This window comes from Legionella nigrisilvae, assembly GCF_977063395.2.
This window is the reverse complement of the sequence record NZ_CDRUGZ020000041.1, coordinates 299,648-319,218: the sequence shown is the minus strand read 5'-3', so window position 1 is coordinate 319,218 and position 19,571 is coordinate 299,648. Positions and strand designations below refer to the sequence as shown.

Genomic DNA, 19,571 nt, shown 5'->3' with positions numbered 1-19,571 from the left:
GTTTCCTTCCCGCTTTTAAGGGTAACAATATCTAAAACAGGATAAGTTGAATAACAATTTATGTAACCTTACAATGTTCTTTATGAGAGTTCTTCAGTCAAGGATGCTTGGTGCGTTTTTTATTCTCCATTAGCTTATTCTTAAGTGCCATTCTGTTATTTAGTATTCAACCCATGGTCGCTAAATCTTTGTTGCCTGTTTATGGAGGAACACCGGCTGTCTGGACTATTTGTATGCTTTTTTTTCAGATGTTGTTGCTGTTCGCCTATGGATATGCTGTTGTTCTGGGGCTATTTAATAAACCTATAATATGGCGTGCGATCCATAGTTTTCTTATTCTTTTGAGTTTTATAGCTTTGCCTCTTGTATTCCGGCCTTTGATTATTGATAAGGCTCCTGAATGGAGTATTTTATCGAATTTGTTAACCCAACTGGGGTTACCTTTACTCATTATTGGTGCTTCAGCTCCATTATTACAATTTGCCTACAGTCAAACCCAAGAAAGGAATGCGGCCGATCCCTATTTTCTATATGCTGCGTCTAACCTCGGAAGTCTCCTATCTTTAATTCTTTATCCCTGGGCTATAGAGCGTTTTATTGGATTAAAAAATCAATTTTATTTATGGAGTATTGGTTATGGAATTTATGTGGTTCTATTGTTCTTTATTCTTTATGCTAATCGTTATCAATCACTAAAAAAACAAAATAATTTCTTTACCTTATGGCCTTGGAAAAGCTTGTTGAATTGGATTTTTTTAAGTTTTGTTCCGTGCAGTTTAATGCTTGGCGTCACTCTATATATTACTACGGATATTGCCGCAACTCCTTTGTTTTGGGTGCTCCCCTTGGCCCTATATCTACTTACTTTTGTCCTTGCATTTACGAATAAACCTTTGATTTCGTTCCCGTGGATTGTACGAAATAGTATTTTTTTCCTTATTTTTCCCATTATTGGATTTATTTTAAATGCGGGGCAAATAAATATTTGGCAAAGTATTTTCTTTCATTTATTGAATTTTTTCATTTTGTCCCTACTTTGTCATCGCCAGTTATTTTTAGATAGGCCTAAGCCTCAATTGCTAACATTATTTTATTTTTGTTTGGCCCTGGGGGGTGTTTTAGCCGGAGTATTTAATGGAATTTTGGCGCCACATTGGTTCAATGGAATTTATGAATACCCTTTAGCAATCTTATTAAGCTTATTTGCTTTACCACAATTGCCCAAGAAAAATGGTTGGTGGGTTCCTATAGCCGTTCTGATTATTTTGTTGCTTCATTACTGCCTCTCTGGTATCCATTGGCCTGGAGGTTTTTCATCTTTTCAAATATGTGCTCTTTTGGCATTAATTATTATCGTTGTCTGGCAAAAAAGTAAAAGCAGTTTGATTGTATCGTTATTGATTTTATTTGGATTTATTTTCTTACCCTTTTCCCAAACTGAAACAATGTTAATACAGGCTCGTAATTTTTATGGGATAAAAAAAGTGATTGATAAACAAGGTACACATGTCTTAGTGAGTCAGTCTACTGTGCATGGACTGCAAGTTTTAGGAGAAAAACCGAAGGGGATGAGTACTTATTATGGAGCAATTAACCCCGTCGTGGTTGCCATGCAACAACAAAACAGCTCGTTAACAGTTACAATTATTGGTTTAGGCATTGGTACAATGCTCTGTCAATTTCGAAAAGAGGATAGGATCAAAGTGATTGAAATTGATGAGCAAGTCATTAATGTTGCAAAAAATCCTAAATTATTTACATACTTACGCGATTGTTCAGGTGTAACCATTATAAAAAACGACGGACGATTAGCATTGGAGCAATTACCTGCACATTCCCAAAATTTAGTGATTGTCGATGCTTTTAATTCAGATGCAATCCCGATACATTTATTGACTCTTGAAGCCTTTAAGTTATACCAACAGAAAATTACAAAAGACGGTGGCATATTGATTCATTTAAGTAATCGACATTTGCAATTATTACCGGTAATTAATGCTGCAGGAAAGCTTTTACAGCTGAGGGTGCTTTATGTCCATAATAAAGGTACTTTGGCATTGAATCAATTTGATTCGGAGTGGGCTTTGCTGACGGCGAATGACCATTTGGCTTTCCAAATGGTGAAAGAAACGAATTGGCAGTTTTTTACCTCTGATGAACAATTTTTATGGACTGATGATTATTCTAATATTATCCCATTGTTAAAATGGTAGCGGAACCAGGAATTAAAAATTAGGCAGGTTCAGAAATCCCAGTTCCATAGGTGGAAATGAAGCTAAAATTCAACAAACATTAAACTTCAGCTAAGTTTCCTTTAGTTTCTAACCAGACCTTTCTATCGCCTGCCCTTTTTTTATTTAACATCATATCCATAATGGCTTCAGCCCCTTCCTCATCGTCCATAGTGAGTTGAACCAGGCGTCGGGTATTGGGATCCATCGTCGTTTCACGTAGTTGGATGGGATTCATTTCACCCAAACCTTTAAACCGTTGGACATTCGGTTTGGCGCGAGATGTTTGTGTCAGGTGGTTGAGAATCCGAGTTTTTTCTTCATCATCCAGTGCATAATAAACATCTTTACCTGCATCGATTCGATAAAGTGGGGGCATCGCAACGAACACATGCCCAGCTTGAACTAAGGGTTTAAAGTGGCGTAAAAATAAAGCGCAAATTAAAGTAGCAATATGGGCTCCATCTGAATCTGCATCTGCGAGAATACATAATTTACCGTAACGAAGCCCGCTTAGATCAGAAGAGCCAGGATCCACTCCTATAGCAACAGAAATATCATGAATTTCCTGAGATGCTAAAACTTGGGATGAATCAACCTCCCATGAATTAAGAATTTTTCCGCGTAACGGTAAAATTGCTTGGAAATCTTTATTTCGGGCTTGTTTTGCTGAACCGCCCGCGGAATCACCTTCCACTAAAAATAATTCAGCTTGGCTGAGATCAGTAAGCAAACAATCCGCTAACTTACCTGGGAGGGCGGGACCCTGACTCACTCGTTTACGTGCTACTTGTTTTGCTTGTCTTAAACGTTTTTGTGCGCGATCGATGGCCAAAGAGGCGATTGCTTCACCTTGGTTCCGATGTTGATTGAGCCATAGTGCAAAAGCGTCTTTAACGACATTACTAACAAAAGCAGAAATTTGACGGGAACTTAGGCGTTCTTTGGTTTGACCTGCAAATTGTGGCTCTTTCATTTTAACCGATAATACATACTGGCAGGGCTCCCACAGGTCATCTGCTGTAAGCTTTATTCCTCTTGGAAGTAAATTTCTTAGCTCACAAAATTCTGCCATAGCATCAAATAATCCGGAGCGTAGACCATTAACGTGGGTTCCACCTTGAATGGTTGGAATTAAATTTACATAACTTTCACTAAAACCACTAATTGAGCCATTCGACCAAACCAAGGCCCAGTCCACCGTTGCTTCATCACTTTTGAATTCACCTATGAAGGGTTCTTCAGGTAAATAATCTCCATCAGGCAATGACTGATTTAAATAATCAATAAGACCTTGTTCAAAGCACCAATGCATTTCTTCATTAGTTGCCTTATTAATAAAAGTCATAGACAAACCCGTACAGAGTACGGCTTTAGCACGCAACACATGGGTTAAGTGTTTTACGGAGATACGAGTTGTATCAAAATACTTTGGGTTTGGCCAAAAACGGATAATTGTACCGGTGTCTCTTTTTTTAGTGAGACCTGTTTCATTTAACTCGCATAGTTTATCGCCATTGGCAAAAGACATTTGGTACACAATTCCATTACGTTTTATGGTCACATCAAGACGGTCAGAAAGAGCATTTACCACGGAAACACCCACTCCATGTAATCCACCTGAAAAACTGTAATTTTTATCAGAAAATTTACCGCCGGCATGTAATCGAGTCATAATGACTTCGACACCACTTAACCCTAACTGTGGATGTAAATCCACAGGCATGCCGCGCCCATCATCTTCCACTTCAATAGAACCATCTTCATGAAGTGTTACTCGGATATGAGTTGCAAAACCAGCCAGTACTTCATCCACACTGTTATCAATCACTTCTTGAGCTAAGTGGTTTGGACGCGTCGTATCGGTATACATGCCGGGGCGTCGTTGAACAGGTTCCAGTCCACTTAGGACTTCAATTGCTTGGGCAGTATAGTTTTCTGACATGGGTATTTCTCAAATAAAAGTTAGGTTTATTTTACCATATATTATGATACAGTAGGCGAAAGACGAATAGTTCCTTTGTAAATCTATTATAAAGATCCCCTGTTCTGCAAGCGGGAGAAACCAAGAGTTGTTATGGAGGCCTGGATTTGGCGAGTCTTAATCTGGGAGAGTAAAGAGGATTGCCTGGGCGTATCTTTGATTAACTACCACTAAGTTGAGGAAAAACTGTCTTTCCCGCTAAAGCGGAATCCATTTCTAAACAAGACATCATGCCAATCGAAGAATTAATTCTGCCTTCGAATGACAAAGAATCCTCAAACTAATGCGGTGATGCTATGACCAGGCCAGGCTAAATAGAAGACCTATGCAAAAAAACAGTGCTGCAATTCATCAACTATCTGTAGCTTTTCAACAACACCATCAAACGGTGCCTGCTTTGGATGAAGTCAGCTTTAATTTATATCCTGGTGAAACCCTAGTTTTATTGGGTGAATCCGGGTGTGGCAAATCCCTCACTTCTTTAGCGTTAATGCGCTTGTTGCCTAAATCCGGTGTTTATGGCGTTGATAGTGTAATCCATGTGGATGGGCAAGACATTTTGGATTTACCAGAACACATGATGCGTCAATTAAGAGGTCGCAAAATGGCTATGATTTTCCAAGAGCCAATGACTGCACTTAATCCAGTAATGACCATAGGAGAACAGTTAACCGAGGCCTTAGTAAAATGCAACTCATTTAAGAACCAAGAATTGCAAGATGCATTATTATCTTTGCTTTATGAAGTGGAAATGCCTCAACCAGAAATTAAAATTCACCAATACCCCCATCAATTATCCGGTGGACAGAAACAGCGTGTTGTTATTGCCATGGCATTGGCTTGTAAACCCGATATTTTAATTGCTGATGAACCAACCACCGCTTTGGACGTTACAATTCAAGCGCAAATTCTTGCTTTATTAAAAAAAATCCAAAAAAATCATGAAATGAGTTTATTGTTGATTACTCATGATCTAGGAGTAGTGAAAGCCATGGCATCACGCGTCTGTGTGATGTATGCAGGACAAGTGGTAGCGCAATCCTCGGTAGAAGATTTTTTTTCGCGAGTGAAACAACATCCTTATGTACAACAGTTACTGGCTTCTATACCTTCTTTAGCAAAACGCGAGGAACGTTTGTCAGTAATTCGTGGCTTGGTGCCTGCTTTAGATGAAATGCCTACAGGTTGTCGTTTTCATCCTCGTTGTATTTATGCTTTCGAACGCTGTCCGGGAGAGGAGCCGCAATTACAAGAACAACAGGGCCGATTGGTACGATGTCATCTCTATCCTGACCTCGAAGAGTTACCGCCATTACAAAAAAACAAAATTATTTGGGATGCAGGAACTACAGAGACAAAATCTATACTAACAGTCAATGATTTATGCGTAAGTTTTATTCAGAAAAAAGGCCTATTCAGTCGTCATAGAGTTTTATTTAAAGCAGTTGATGGTCTCTCATTTCGTTTATTGCAAGGAAAAACATTAGCTTTAGTGGGGGAGTCAGGATGTGGAAAAACCACTGCAAGTCGTGCATTGTTACGATTACTCCCCATTTGTGGCGGCGAAATACACTTTAAACAACAGGATGTGCGGGCATTAAAAGGGCGCTCATTAAGAGAATATCGAAAAAAAGTACAGATTATTTTTCAGGATCCTTTTTCTTCCATGAACCCGCGCATGACAGTAGGTGAAATAATCGCCGAAGGCATGCATGCCCAAGGGATGAAGCGGTCAGTAATCAGTGCAAGACAAAAAGAACTACTGAATCAGGTGAATTTGCCAAGCAGCAGCTTACATCGTTATCCCCATCAATTTTCCGGAGGGCAACGACAAAGAATCTGTATCGCTCGCGCTCTAGCTACTGGACCAGAACTCTTAATTTGTGACGAACCAACCAGCGCTTTGGATGTTTCTGTGCAGGCCCAAATCCTTAATTTATTAAAAGAGTTACAGCAAGAAACAGGCATATCCTATCTATTTATCACGCATAATATGGGAGTGGTTTCCTATATCGCCGATGAAGTGTTGGTTATGAAGAATGGAGTGGGCGTCGAGTTTGGGAGTTGTGAATCACTTTTTAAATCCCCTAAAGAAGCTTATACCAAGCAGCTTTTGAATGCTGTTTTGGATGTTTTTTAATCATCCATCTAAGTAAGTACTCTCTTTTTCCGTATTTTATTCATTAAAAATGTGATATATTTGCGCACTATTTGGATAATAAAGTCTTTGTATTTATTATTTGGGGGACATGGTTTCATGAGAATCACTGTAGGCGAATATAGCTTTAATAATATCGAGAATTTTACTGCCTATTTAGAAAAGACCTACGAGCAAGATAAGTTGGTTTCTGGCGAGGTCACTTTATCTGTTACGTGTGATGCATTTAACCAAGAAGAATTCAATAAATGGGTTGATTTCGTTTCAAAACCAGAACGTACGAGACTTTACAAATTTGAAATTAAACCTCCAGAGACCCGATATCAACTTGCTTTTGATAATGCTTATTTGTTTAGTAAACGACAAAGATTTTCTCTCGAGTTCCAACAACAAGTAGCGGAGCTCTCTAACGCAGCAAATTTTTTTGATCCGCATACCAATAAAATACGAAAAGCGAAAAAAAATTGGATCGAGGGTATAAAAAGTCCCAGTATGGGTTTACAGCTCCAATATCAAATTCCCGTTCAACATGAAGCCCATCAATACCAAAAAGCGACGCTACGTAAGCGTAAAAATAATGATGAACCTTATCAACACCCAGAACAAGGTCCTTTGGCGCAAGTTCCTGACTTTGCGCAAGAAAATCCACGGACTGTTGTTGGTTCTTACCGCCAATTCAGTTTCTTGAAAAAAGATTTGGAAGCTAAGGCTCATTATAGGAAAGAGTTCAATAATTTATTGAATGAGAGTAGTTCGCCCGAACAACTCCAAGAAGCTTTTCTTATCTTCTTGTCTGAGGTGACAGGAACTAATGCACCCCAATTGAAGAAAATAGAAAGATTACTCCAGACAATACCTTTATCTGACCTTAATTATAAAGGTCTAGCTCAAGTGTTTATTCATACTGGAACGGATGGTGTTTTCCTGTTATTGCACCATCTTAAGGAATTACACGATAAGGAATTGTTGGAAGACTTTAATAAGCTATTTCTTGATAAACCCGAAGACTATCTTGCCCTAATGTCACGCCAAGGCTTGGCAAATCTTAAAAAGTTGAGTGAATTAAGCCCTGAACAGCACATATGGTGGACTACTTTAGTTTCTAAACATAAAGCAACAGGTGCTCGTACTGAATTTAACGATTTATTTGAAGCCTATGATTATTTTCTGAAAGAGCTGGAGAAGAATGAACTGACCTTACCTTTCTCCTCTACATTAGAAAACATTGATCTTATGAAGCCTGCCTTAAATCATCTACTGTTCATAATAAATAACAGTAGTGATCCAGAAGAGCAATTGACTTGTTTAGATCGGTTAGATCTGAAGGGTGCCTATCATGCCAGTCGTTATAACCATTATAAACTAGTATCAAGGCAGATGAATTTAATAGCCGATATCGGTGAAGAAGACCTTGATTATTCAACCCCAACATCGCCTAAAGATCTGAGCGTTTGGTTTAGTCAAAAAGATCTTCCCTATGAAGAGGCTGTAACTCAATTCTATCGTTTCATTGGCACGCAGGAGTGGGCATTTAGTCTGGATGTATATCAAAAGATTGAGCGTGAAATTAGTAACGATCGAAAGTGGAGTGCCCAGAATAAAGTATTATTACTCAATATCGCTGCGTTAATGACAACGGGGCAGAAGGCATGTACTCAAACAGAAAACCCTTATCCCCACTTTAAAAGTTTGCTTAACAAATTTTCGTCAATAGCCAATCACTTTGAGAAGCAAAGAGACCAGGTATCAATGGTCCTTTCTGTTTTTTTAACTGCTCTAGGGAATATCAGTTGGGAGTTAATGCCTACTGCTGAGGAATTGGTAAGGCTTATTGATTTCCTGATACTCACCCAAAAATCGAACGTCCCACAATCAGAACAAGCACAGCGTGATTTTAATACAGCATGTATTCTTGCTTTGAATCTCGGGATGAAATATGGTAAAGCAGCTTCATCCATCTTCAGCAATTACGAACGGCGTTTGGGTATAGAAGAAACTCAAACAGTACCCATTCAGAAATTTCCTTTTTCTTCGTTGCTTCAACATTTAGTTCCTCCTTCTAAATTAGATACTTTTTTATCTGAGCTTTTTCATGACCAACCTGAGTCATTATCTCCGTTTGTGACACTCCTCTCTTTTTTGAGCGATGAAGTATCTAATGCGTCACAACATGACGAAGACGATAGTGAGTTTGAAGTAAAAATAAAGACCTTAGCAGAAGCTATGCACTTCTTGCCTGCCAAGCTTAGAGGACAACTATTAGAGATTCTCATCGATATCAACATCGAAGCATCTTATCGCTTGCCTTCTGTTGCCCAATTGATAGAAATTGTAAATTCAGTGATTAAGGAAGAAGAGAAATTAGAGGGTTTACCTCAAATTGAAGCGCAAAATAAGGTACTTCGAACAATGGTTTGTTCTAAATTGCCTGAGGTAAAAATAGGAAAGGATAATGTTAGCGAACCAGTAATTAATCTTTTTAACATACTCGAACAAACTTATGATGATTGGCAACTCCAAGAGAGGTTTGAAAATTTTCCCGAAAAATTAGACGGATATTTGGAATCCTGGATAGGTTCTCATCAAGTTGTACGGTGGTATTTGAGACAACGTCCTGTTAATGCTCAAAGAGTTTTCGAGGTTTTGGCTGAGGAAGAACAAGACGCAAAGAATTTATTAAGCAGTAAGTGGTTTTTATGGACTTTATCTGGATTTCCAGAAGAAAAAAAACAAATGGATGAGGTTTTGGGTACTGCATTTTTTATACAGAAATCCTTCATGTCAGTTTTGAAACCCAAAATAGAGGCCGGTTGCCAAGCCAGTTTAAGAACCGCTATAAATACATTACAAACATCAAATAAAGAGTTTGACAGTTTTCTATTGAAGCAAATTGACGATTTAGACCCTGAACTACCTACTGACGAAGCACTGTTGAAATTGGAAGAACAATTAAAGGCAGTGAATGGATTAATTAATTCCTTAATTCGTATTAAAAACCGAAGCAACATTGAATTTCACCGTTCTATTTCCTTACTAACCGATCTAATTAAGTCCACAGTATTTGAAAAAAATTCGCAAACAGTGGCTCAGATCACTAATTTACTGGATGCTTTAAATCAAGAAAAAACGGGTGCAGTGTCATCTCCCTTAGCAATTTTATGCAAAATATTAAAAGAAACACCGGAATACTCAACACGCCAGCTACAAAATGCCTTAAGCGAGGTTGCTTATCTAACAAAACACCGCGAAATTCTTGGGGAAGAGGCATTCGAACTTCTATTGCGTGGTTCATTCAGCCATAATTTAACTCAGAAATCCTTATTCCCATTAATAAACTTGATGGGATTGAAATGTTTAGCAGGTGTAGATAAACAGCAGTCTGAAGATTTGTTTAATGCGTTAATCAATGGAATAAAGAAAGCAGGTCCGAGTCTTAATGAAGGTTTACTAAAAAAAGTTATTAATAAAACAGTATCGGTTATTCAGTCGAAAGCCGAGGTGGGCTCACTGGTCCCTTTACTTACTTTATTAATGAAATCATGTAATACGTGCGCTAAAGATGAGTTAACACGTTATTATAATTTACTCTGTACGTTAGAACGTACAGATGATTCTGATTTAAGTAATTGGGCCAAAATATTAATTATATTGGGTGAGCAGACACCGGATGCAAATCTTCATCGCTTGTTGGAAGTTCAATCAGGACTTGAGTTAAATTCACTAAATCTTTCGGAACTATCGCAATTATTCGATTATCCTCCTTATCCAGAGCTGGAATCATTTATCGATGTATTACATGGATATGTTAAAGATCTTTGTGCTTATGTTGAGGCATTTGATAAGGATCCTAAATCTGCCCGGGTACCGCAAAAAAATGCATTTAATATTATTTTAAAAGACACCAACCAAGTTCTTAATGAACAATTTGATACTTCGCGCGTTGCCAAAGTGATTACCAATATTAAAAATATTGTTGAAGGAACTGAGTTAAGTGATCAGGAGCAATATGATTTAGCACAACAAGTAATTTATATTAATTCAATAGGAAGAGAAAAACCTTTAACTTTAGCTGTAGGAAATGATCCATCAACTTATCAAATAACAGTCTACGAGGATTTGACCCTAGTAAGTCGCTCAGACTTACGTGAATTGTCCGATACTCTGATTTCTGTACTTAGAACATCCCCTTTGGATGCTCAGGAGAAATTAAAAGCTCAATTGAGATTGCTTGCTGTATTACGTGAACAGTACTCTCGAGCTACAGGAGTTTTTGTTGATACCACCCAGCTTATTGCTATTTTAATGGCAATAAAAAATCGGAACAGCAATATGCTGATGGAACTCAATACCGATGAAAGCAGGATAGCCACTGCATTGTTTTCTGTAATGCAATGGGTTGAGGCCGATGGTGGGTCTGTTGATGTCTGTGCCCCAAACCGTGATTTGATGATTCAGAGTTATCAACAGGATGAAGATTTTTTTGTTTCCCTAGGGATCCCTTCTAGATGTGTGGAAGTGAGTTCCCCCAAAGGAACTTATCAGGTGGGTGGAATAAATTATTCTACTATAGGGGATCTGGCTTCATATCGCTCTCGTGCCAAAACCGAAAATGAAGACATGACACGTAATAAGGATGGTCATCCTGTATCGAGTAATTTAATCCTTTTTGGTTCTGATTTCTCAGAATTAGACGAAAAGACTTTGTTTCATCTCGCTCTTAAGTACGAAGGTGAGGATGAGAGCAGCTCTTATACCTGGGTTTATCCTTTAATTAATGAATTCATTAATCAAAAACGATTTAAAACTCTCGAAAAAGGCTGGAGCGAAGATCGAGATATAATCCAGTTAAAAGAGTTCCTAGACAGGCATGCGCCTACAGGTTTGCATAAAAAACAGTTAAACTCGTTACCGGATAAGAAATTTAGCCTATGGATTAATGCCGCTATAGAGGCACAACGTTTCATTGAAGGGGAAGATTTTATTATTCCTCCTTCTAAAACAGCACGGCATGTTGCTATTCCCTTAAATCAAAAAGCCTCTCAAAATGATTTAACTTTTGTGACACATCAATTTCTGCATGCACGTTTGCAAAAGAAATATCCGGACTGGGAGTTCGTTATTGAACCTGAGCTCCATTGTGTAGATTATGTATCAACCAGGGAATGCATTGAGCACTATAAAAAACAAGGACGCATTTTAAGTCTCTCGAACACTTTAAATCGAAAAGAGAGATTAGCGGAACAATGTAATAAATTCGATATAGATATCGCATGCACCATTCCATCACATGTAAGAAACAAACGTGAGGAACTGACTACAAAATCTATTGCAAATAAAACAGCTCACCTAAGTGCTGTAAAAACCGCGATTAAGCAAGCACAAGCAGGGCAACCTATCGTCCTATTCGCGAACGATGTTAATGAAGTAAAATTTCTTGAAGAAAAACTAAAAAACCAATTTCGTAAAAGCCATATTGCAGCATTTACTGGTACTGAATCAGTGGCAGAACGAAAAAAATGGATGAATGAGCAGTCAGGAAAACCAAATACAATAACGATTACTATGGCTACACTGGCACAAAGCGCTGATTTTATAACTCCGCATCCAAAGGGATTTTTAGCGATTCATACCTCTTTAGATTTACGAGCAGCGAAACGAATCACTCGCTGTGTTGGTGGCGAGGGTAAGCCAGCTACCTATGTGGTACTTACTGAAAAACAAGACGCCTTCGTTCTTGAATCTGGGTTCTATAGGACCCAAAGTGAACGGAAAGAACTACTTCTTTCTTTGGCAGAACTGCAACGCCAACAAAATGAAGAAATTGCAGTGACCAATCATTACAAGCAAAAAGTAACCGACATACAACAAGTTGTTCTGCAACAATTCCAAGACTGGAAAGAGTTTTTACATCTTGTTTATCCAAAGTCCGAATGGCGAACACTAGATGCCGAGTTAGTACTCCAACGAGAAGATTTGATTCGTTCTTTGAGTGAGCATTGGGATCAATGCTTAGAAAACTCTGATCCAGGAAAAAAATACCCTAATCCATATATACGTCGTACCGAAAATAAGAAGTTACATACGAACGCATTAGAGCACTCAATAGCCACCTACGAAATTGCGGCACGTTCTATTTGGGAGCAGCATCGTGTGCTTCTCAAAGAAAAAGCGCAGGGCTTTTTAACAGAAGGTTCAGTGAATGCATTGCGCTGTCAGTATCTGGATCAGGTATCTTTAACTGAGCAATTAAAATTTAATCGATTGGCTGCGCGCATAGGCAAGAAAGAAATGTTTGCCAAGAAGAAAAAATCGTGCCGTTATGTGGAGTCCGGATTAGATATAAACGGAGCGATGTTACGATTTACCGACGGTGATGTAGAAAGCTACCGGGAAGCGTTCGCTAAAAACCAAGTGAAATTATTAGCGAAAGATATTAGCGGTATTATAGAAAATAATCCTCATTTAAAGAACATTGTACGATCCATATTGGTTCAGCAAGTGATGAATGTAAAAAATTTAGATAATCTCGTTGTTTTTTTATTGGATTATGCCACTAAAGACTTGCCTGAAGAACGATTTAGTGAAAAGTACGCCATGCAACCTGTAATTCAAGAGTTGTTGCGTGTATATCAAGAAACGGGCCTTGAGGAACCAAGCGAGCTGAAAGAATTAAAAGCAGTGTATATTGATGGAGTACTCGCAGAACTTGTTGATGAATTGCAAACAAGTCTTTCCTGGGCTAATGAAAAATACCGGGGCTTAGGATACTGGCTCGAACGTACCGCTGTTACTGACGCAGCTAAAGATATATTGAGTGCGGTACATAGGTTAGCAGACACCGACTTATTAAAGGGAGCTGAAAAACTTAGTGCCCAACAAAGTGCAATCAGAAATTTGTACCAAGTATTGGCAGAACATGAATCGCAACTTGAAAATTTATGGATATTTCCTTTAGGGCACAAGAATACACGTACCCTAATTAAAGAAACTTTGAAAACTCTTGATGGACTAACAGTTATTGGTTCAAAACGAAATAAATTAGATGCTGATTTCATACAGGATTGTAAAGAAGAATCGATTTGCGCAGTAACGAAAAGAAAATTGAATTCTGCGGTCCAAGCCCTGGAAGAGACGGAAAAAGGTTTACAGAAAAATAGGGATTGGGTTGCAATTAAGGATTCATTAAATGCAGTCCGAGCAGAAAGCAATTCGATATTTGCTTTTCATGAAATGTATCATGTTCTCTCGAATAAAATGAACGAACTCACAAGGAAAAATTCTAAATTACAGGGACCTGTAGCTCGATTACGCGCAGAGGTGCGACATCTTTGTGAATCGTTAAGTCAGGAACATAAAGAACTACTGAATACAAGTAAGTATCTAAGATGTAAGGCTGAAAACCTTCATGAAAAACTTAATGGACTAAATGGCTTTAAGGTTGACAATGTTAAACTCAAGGAAGGGGATAATGGCTCTACTCATTATTTTGATTTAGTGATTGAAGGCACCGGTTCACATCCATTACTGCGACATTTTACTCATTATAATTCACCAACTCAGCATTTAAAGGAGCAACGAGATTCTTTGGAAGAACGTTTAATTGAAACAAATGATAGACTGAGCGCTTTAAACCAATTGATAAAAGAACAAGTACCTCTACTTAAATGGGAATCAAGAAATAAGGCAAGTTTGGCTAAGTTTCCCGAGCAATTTCAGCATCAGGTCAATGAAATTTTTAGTTTAAAAGAATTGGTAACAGAGCAGATACCTGAAAATTTAGATTCCTTCCCTGAACCCGTTCGTAAACATTTTCATGACAGAGAATTGATTAAAAAATTTAATTTTCCTGATTTAGAAGAAGAAGAAATAGAACAAATTCAAGATATAATGTTAAAGATCGGATTCCGGGACTTGCATGAACGGATTATGGAAGGAAGAGAGCCTAAAAGTTTATGGGGCAATATTTCTGCCTACATGTGGAGCTATGTATTTACACCCGAAACTATGGATGATTTGCGGCGAGAGTTTAAGGAATTAAGAAAAAGACCGATGAGAAATTTAAAGGATGCATTCCGTCCGGATATTGAAAAAAAACAGAATGCCTTAGCGGGGCAACTTGACCAATTACGACAACAATTAGAAGAGCAAGCTGAATCGTTGCAACAACAAGTTGCATTTTTGAATGAGAAAATTGTCGAGGAAGGGAGCAAAGAAAGGGTTTATGCGCTGCGAATTACAGATATGGCACAGCTGGTGGAATTTGAAAAAGAATTAATGGCGGTTAAATCAAAACAAGCAGTGAAAGGGACTCTCCAAGTGCCTTCCAAATCTAAGGTGCCTCTATCACCTTTATCTCTTGATAATCATGAAACAGTACTCGAATCAGTAACTCTAGTTATTTAATAAGTTGTAGCGCGGGTAACCGCGCTTCCCAATTAAAGCTTATTTAAATATAAGTACTTCTCCAAATGCCCTATTTGTTTAAATATTGAACTATACTCAAATTTAGGTGCTGTTGAAATTTTGGAATAGCAATGTTATCTCAAGATGTAGTAAAAGTTATTGATAGTATAAGCGAAAAAATTGAAACAAGTGATTTTGAATCATTAACTTTTGAAGATATAAAAAATGCATGTTTTATGGTGATGGGTCAAATTGAGCATATAAAAACCAGCAACCCATTTCCTACAGAACAGCATGCGAAAGAAAAGGACCTAATTGCCTATAAGCGTATTGTGATGCATTTAGTGGAATGGCAAGCCAGATTTATAGAAATGAAGAAAAGTAATGTGTTAGGAAATTACATTGCAGATTTAAATTTCTTACGAGATATGGTTCATTCCATTCCTGACGTACTAGGCGATGTTTACAAAGAAAAGATAGAAAAAATAAATTTCTACATTTCTCAGATACTTGCGCATATAAATAAGCTAAAAGTTAAATTACTTGAAGCGAATTGTTTTGATATTGCGTTAATGGCACATGCACAATGTGCTTATGAAGTCACTTTTTTGTATTCTAAATTACTTGAAATGCATTACACCGAGAAAATGCGTTATTCAGTAGTTATCAAAGGTTATTTTGAAGCGATTCAGGAGACGTTTGATTTTTATTTAAAAGAAATAACCTATTTTCGGGATCTTGAGATTACCAATGCAAAATTTTTAAGCTACTGCGTAATGAATTACCTCCCTAAAAACGTACGCCACTGACACTTACTCGCTTACTATTACACGATTAAATCCTGTTATTCAATTGAAAAATCCTTACTTAGTTGGTCATAATTAGATCGCACAGAATAAAAAATACTATACTTTAGTGAAATATGAGCAATTAACGGGTAATGAGTGATGGGAATTCTTCATATATCACCAGACGAGCATTTAAAACGGGTTATGGGCAATCCCAGTGATGCCATCTTAAAACAACGTGAATTATCTGAAGCAACCTATCCTCTTTTGATTTCTTATTTAGAATGGCTGCGTAGGGTCAATTCGATCCAGAATAAAAACGATGTAATTCGTCAAAATGAACAAGTTTTAAGTGAATTTATTCATTTGTGTGAGCACAATTTACTATTTTTTCTTACGGTAACTGGGCGATTCGATATCATCCGCTCGCTTTTTGAAGATAAAGATTTAGTGGCGAAGGAAATTGCATTACTTGAGGAAATCGAAAAAGAACAAGCTCAGGCTGCAGCACATCAACAGGATTTTGTCTTTGTTCCTCGAAAAAAAGAGGCATCAATGTCACAATCTGAGGTGTCTAAATCATTTCCTCCTCCCACTTCTGAATGGGAAAAATCACTTTATGGTTTAACTAATATGGAGTTATATCGATATTATGAAGATGAAATGAGACGGATTACTCATAACTACCACACAAAACAAATAAAACGAATCGATGCGGTTTATGATCAACATTTAAATTTAATGCGTGAGGCATTAGATGTAATTGATCAAGATGAAAGTATTAGCGAAGAAACAAAACAAAAAGCGGTATCTCTTTATAAAAAATTAGTTGTACTAAGAGAGGCAATGGATGCGCAATGTCATGAGGCAACTTCAATGGATGGAGAACCCCTCATAGAAATACAAATCCTTGAAAAACAACATCAGATCAAAGAAGAAAAATTTAAGGAAGCGCAAAATGCTTTGAACTCATTTTTTGAAGAAGTTCGCGATGAATCACCTCAATTACAAAAGATTTATGAGCAACATCAAACCATTACCCTGAATTTTCAAAAAGAAAGTGAAGCGATTCAAAGGGAATGGAAACAGGCGATGGAGGAGTTATCTGTCCATTACGAGACTTCCCGGGAGCATGCTTTAGAGGATGTAAACGTTAGCTTGAGTTTAATCATAGATGAATTAAAAAAGTGTCCTGTTGATGAATTGAATGAGGAGCAAATCAACAAACTGGATATGAGCTTAATGCAATTAGAAAAATATAAAGAAGAATTAAAAACAGTTAAGAATTATGATTCCACTCAGGCTTTATTAAACCAATGTAATAAAGAACTAGAAAATTTAGTGAGTATTGTTGAACCAATATTGGCAGAAGATGCAAAACAACGTGTTGATATTAATGTAAAATTAATAAAAAAAATGTTTACCTTAGCTCCAATAAATTCTTCTCTAGTTCAAGAAACCCTTGATGTGGATTCTAAAACTTCTCTCCCTATACCTACTGAGCCAGCATTTGAAGAAAATGTGAGTTTAAAATCAAGCCCACCGGTAATCGAACCTCCGAGCAAAGAGCAAGACCTTGGTCTTAAATCAAGTTCGTTTACGGATGAGCTTAAGACCGAAAAACATCAGGATTCTAAAGTATTTAATAAAGAAACCTCCATTCCTTTTATGGCTACAAAGCGAGATGTGGACTTAAAATCGAGTAGTTCTTCGGTCGAGGTTATGAATGGGCAGTCGAAAGATATTCTTGATGAAAAAACTCATAGTGTTCCTTTGTCCGAAAAGCAAAATATCGATGCGAAACCCAGTACATCAGTTATTGAACTTGCGAGTCTTAAAAAAGATGAGTCTGAAGTTGCTCCCAGTGAAGAGCCTCGAAATTCATTACACGTTCAACGCTATCGATTTTTTATGAATACTATAAGGGATGGCACTGAACTCATTGAGTTTGATACAGAAAAACAGCGTAATTATGAATCAATGATTGAAGAATTATCCACAGTTTTAAATGAATTAAACGAAGAAGTTGAGCCAGAAATCGCAGAAAAAATAAAAAGAATCGAACAGCTCATTGAAGATGTAAAATCCATTGGCTTTGAAAAAGCATATCCATCTCAAATTCAAAAAATTTGTGAGGCATGTAACGTTTTAGGCATTGATTATGAACCTTTAAATCAAGTAAAAGATAATCTCGCCTCTATGTTTCAGTTTCAAAATAGCCCCCAAAGTGGTTTGGGGATGTAATGATTTTTGTATCATAATTGAAATTTTATACCACATCATGCCTCTTTTTTGCTATAATATGTGCAATTTTTTATAAAAGGGAGAGGAAAATGTCACCACATGAAGAAGCATTATGGCAAGCTGTAACTAAAAAAGAATATGACAAAGTTAAAACATTGATTCATGATCATCCTGATTTAGTCAATGCAGTAAATACGAATGGAAGAACTCTTCTGATGCGAGTCGTCCTCCTCTTAACACCGCCGTTAGATCTGATTGAGTTTATTGCCCAACACCCTGATTTCAGCTTTGAAAACTCTAAGGCCACTAAAACGACTATGAGCGTTATTTTATCCACAGGTCGTCCAGAAATTTTAGAACTTTTTGCAAAAGATCGACACATTATTTTTGATGGTGAGAATTTAGCTTATGTAACAGCCAAGAAGCTCGTGGAAAGTGCAGCTAAAGAGAAAATTGAAAAATACACTAAAATGCTGACAATCATTCGTGACGAAACGATACGCCATGCAATTGCAAGCGATGATTCTTCTTTACTGGAACGATTACAAAAAGCAGGAGATAACTTGGCTCAACCATTAAGTGATGGCAAACTTCCTGTGCGTCTTATCACTAAAGAATGTCCGGCCCCTCAGGTTAAATCATGGTTCCAATCTCAAATTGGAAAAAACGAAACAAGCATTGCAAATAGTGTCGATTCGTTCTTTGCTAATACTCGCAAAATGCAAGAAGCTCAAAAGGACATGGAGGAAGTTAATCGACGTAGATTAGAGAGTGAGAACCTATTGCTTGGAAATACTTATCACAGTGTAGAACAAATAGCTTCTGCTATTAGCCTTACAAACTAAAATTGATTGGATCCTCTCTGGGTGAATGCATCGCTGTAGCCCAGGATCTGATCTTCTTTAAGCCCATTTATCTTGTAACCCATGAATAAATCCTTTAATTTTGAGTTATTAAAAACTTCAAGGGTAAAGGAATAAGTGTGGTATCAACGCGATGATGAATGTTTAACTCTTCGTTTATATATTCAACCCGGTGCAAAAAAGACAGAGATTGTTGGTCTTTATGAGGGGGCGCTTAAAATACGCTTAAATAGTCCACCTATTGAGGGGCGCGCTAATAAAACCCTTTTAAAGTATATGGCCGAATTATTTAAAGTACCAATAAAGCAGGTTACGTTGCTACGAGGAGATAAATCCAGACACAAAGTACTGTCTATTATTGGTTCCATGGTCGATCCTGATAATTTGCTTTGAATCGTAACGTAAATTTTGCGATAGTAAAAAGAACCTATAACTAATCATCATTAATCTTATGAAAATCGAACAATTCGCGATCACATTTCATACTTCAGGAAGAGGAACGCAGGATATTACTGCTGATATAGCCACTTTGCTGTCAAAAACCCCAATCCAACAAGGCTTATGTCATTTGTTTCTTAAACATACAAGTGCCTCTTTAATGCTTTGTGAGAATTATGATCCTCAAGTTCGCAAAGATTTGGAACAGTTCCTGGTCCGTTTAATTCCTGACGGGGATCCACTTTTTAAACATGTAATTGAAGGTCAGGATGATATGCCTGCACATATTCGTACTGTATTAACTCAAACCAGTTTAACTCTACCTATACAAAATGGGAAATTAGCTTTAGGTACATGGCAAGGGATCTATCTGTATGAGCATCGTTATCAAGCGCAAGAACGTCACCTGCTTAGTACTGTTGTGGGAGACTGATCGAGTTTTTGCTATACTATTATTCTCTT

At 37.5% G+C, this 19,571-nt stretch carries 9 protein-coding genes; 8 read left to right on the top strand and 1 reads right to left on the bottom strand.

Features of this window, described 5'->3' with window-relative positions; all coding sequences use genetic code 11:
- The first annotated feature begins 107 nt into the window (after positions 1 to 107).
- Entirely contained in the window at positions 108 to 2,213 is a 2,106-nt protein-coding gene (locus ACWTE2_RS27395; protein ID WP_454785254.1) for a spermidine synthase, read from the top strand.
- A gap of 79 nt (positions 2,214 to 2,292) precedes the next feature.
- On the opposite strand, the gene parE is transcribed toward ACWTE2_RS27395, so the two are convergent.
- Entirely contained in the window at positions 2,293 to 4,176 is a 1,884-nt protein-coding gene (gene parE / locus ACWTE2_RS27390) for a DNA topoisomerase IV subunit B (protein WP_454785253.1), read from the bottom strand.
- A gap of 364 nt (positions 4,177 to 4,540) precedes the next feature.
- Here parE and ACWTE2_RS27385 point away from each other — a divergent pair, with 364 nt between their 5' ends.
- The 7 genes from ACWTE2_RS27385 (at position 4,541) to ACWTE2_RS27355 (ending at position 19,542) form a co-directional block, all read left to right on the top strand.
- Positions 4,541 to 6,355, top strand: a complete 1,815-nt coding sequence (locus ACWTE2_RS27385) for an ABC transporter ATP-binding protein (RefSeq protein ID WP_454785252.1) — start codon at positions 4,541 to 4,543, stop codon at positions 6,353 to 6,355.
- 117 nt (positions 6,356 to 6,472) lie between these two features.
- Positions 6,473 to 14,776: a hypothetical protein gene (locus ACWTE2_RS27380; protein ID WP_454785251.1), complete on the top strand. Its 8,304-nt coding sequence runs from the start codon at positions 6,473 to 6,475 to the stop codon at positions 14,774 to 14,776.
- Positions 14,777 to 14,907: 131 nt separating this feature from the next.
- Positions 14,908 to 15,585, top strand: coding sequence for a hypothetical protein (locus ACWTE2_RS27375; protein ID WP_454785250.1), 678 nt, complete (start codon positions 14,908 to 14,910; stop codon positions 15,583 to 15,585).
- Between the two features lie 138 nt (positions 15,586 to 15,723).
- Positions 15,724 to 17,808 carry a hypothetical protein gene (locus tag ACWTE2_RS27370; protein ID WP_454785396.1) on the top strand — a complete coding sequence of 695 codons (2,085 nt, stop codon included), beginning with the start codon at positions 15,724 to 15,726 and terminating at the stop codon, positions 17,806 to 17,808.
- Between the two features lie 89 nt (positions 17,809 to 17,897).
- Positions 17,898 to 18,653, top strand: coding sequence for a hypothetical protein (locus ACWTE2_RS27365; RefSeq protein WP_454785249.1), 756 nt, complete (start codon positions 17,898 to 17,900; stop codon positions 18,651 to 18,653).
- A 135-nt stretch (positions 18,654 to 18,788) separates the two neighbouring features.
- Entirely contained in the window at positions 18,789 to 19,064 is a 276-nt protein-coding gene (locus ACWTE2_RS27360; RefSeq protein WP_182392863.1) for a DUF167 domain-containing protein, read from the top strand.
- Between the two features lie 58 nt (positions 19,065 to 19,122).
- Positions 19,123 to 19,542: a secondary thiamine-phosphate synthase enzyme YjbQ gene (locus tag ACWTE2_RS27355; RefSeq protein WP_454785248.1), complete on the top strand. Its 420-nt coding sequence runs from the start codon at positions 19,123 to 19,125 to the stop codon at positions 19,540 to 19,542.
- Positions 19,543 to 19,571 lie beyond the last annotated feature (29 nt).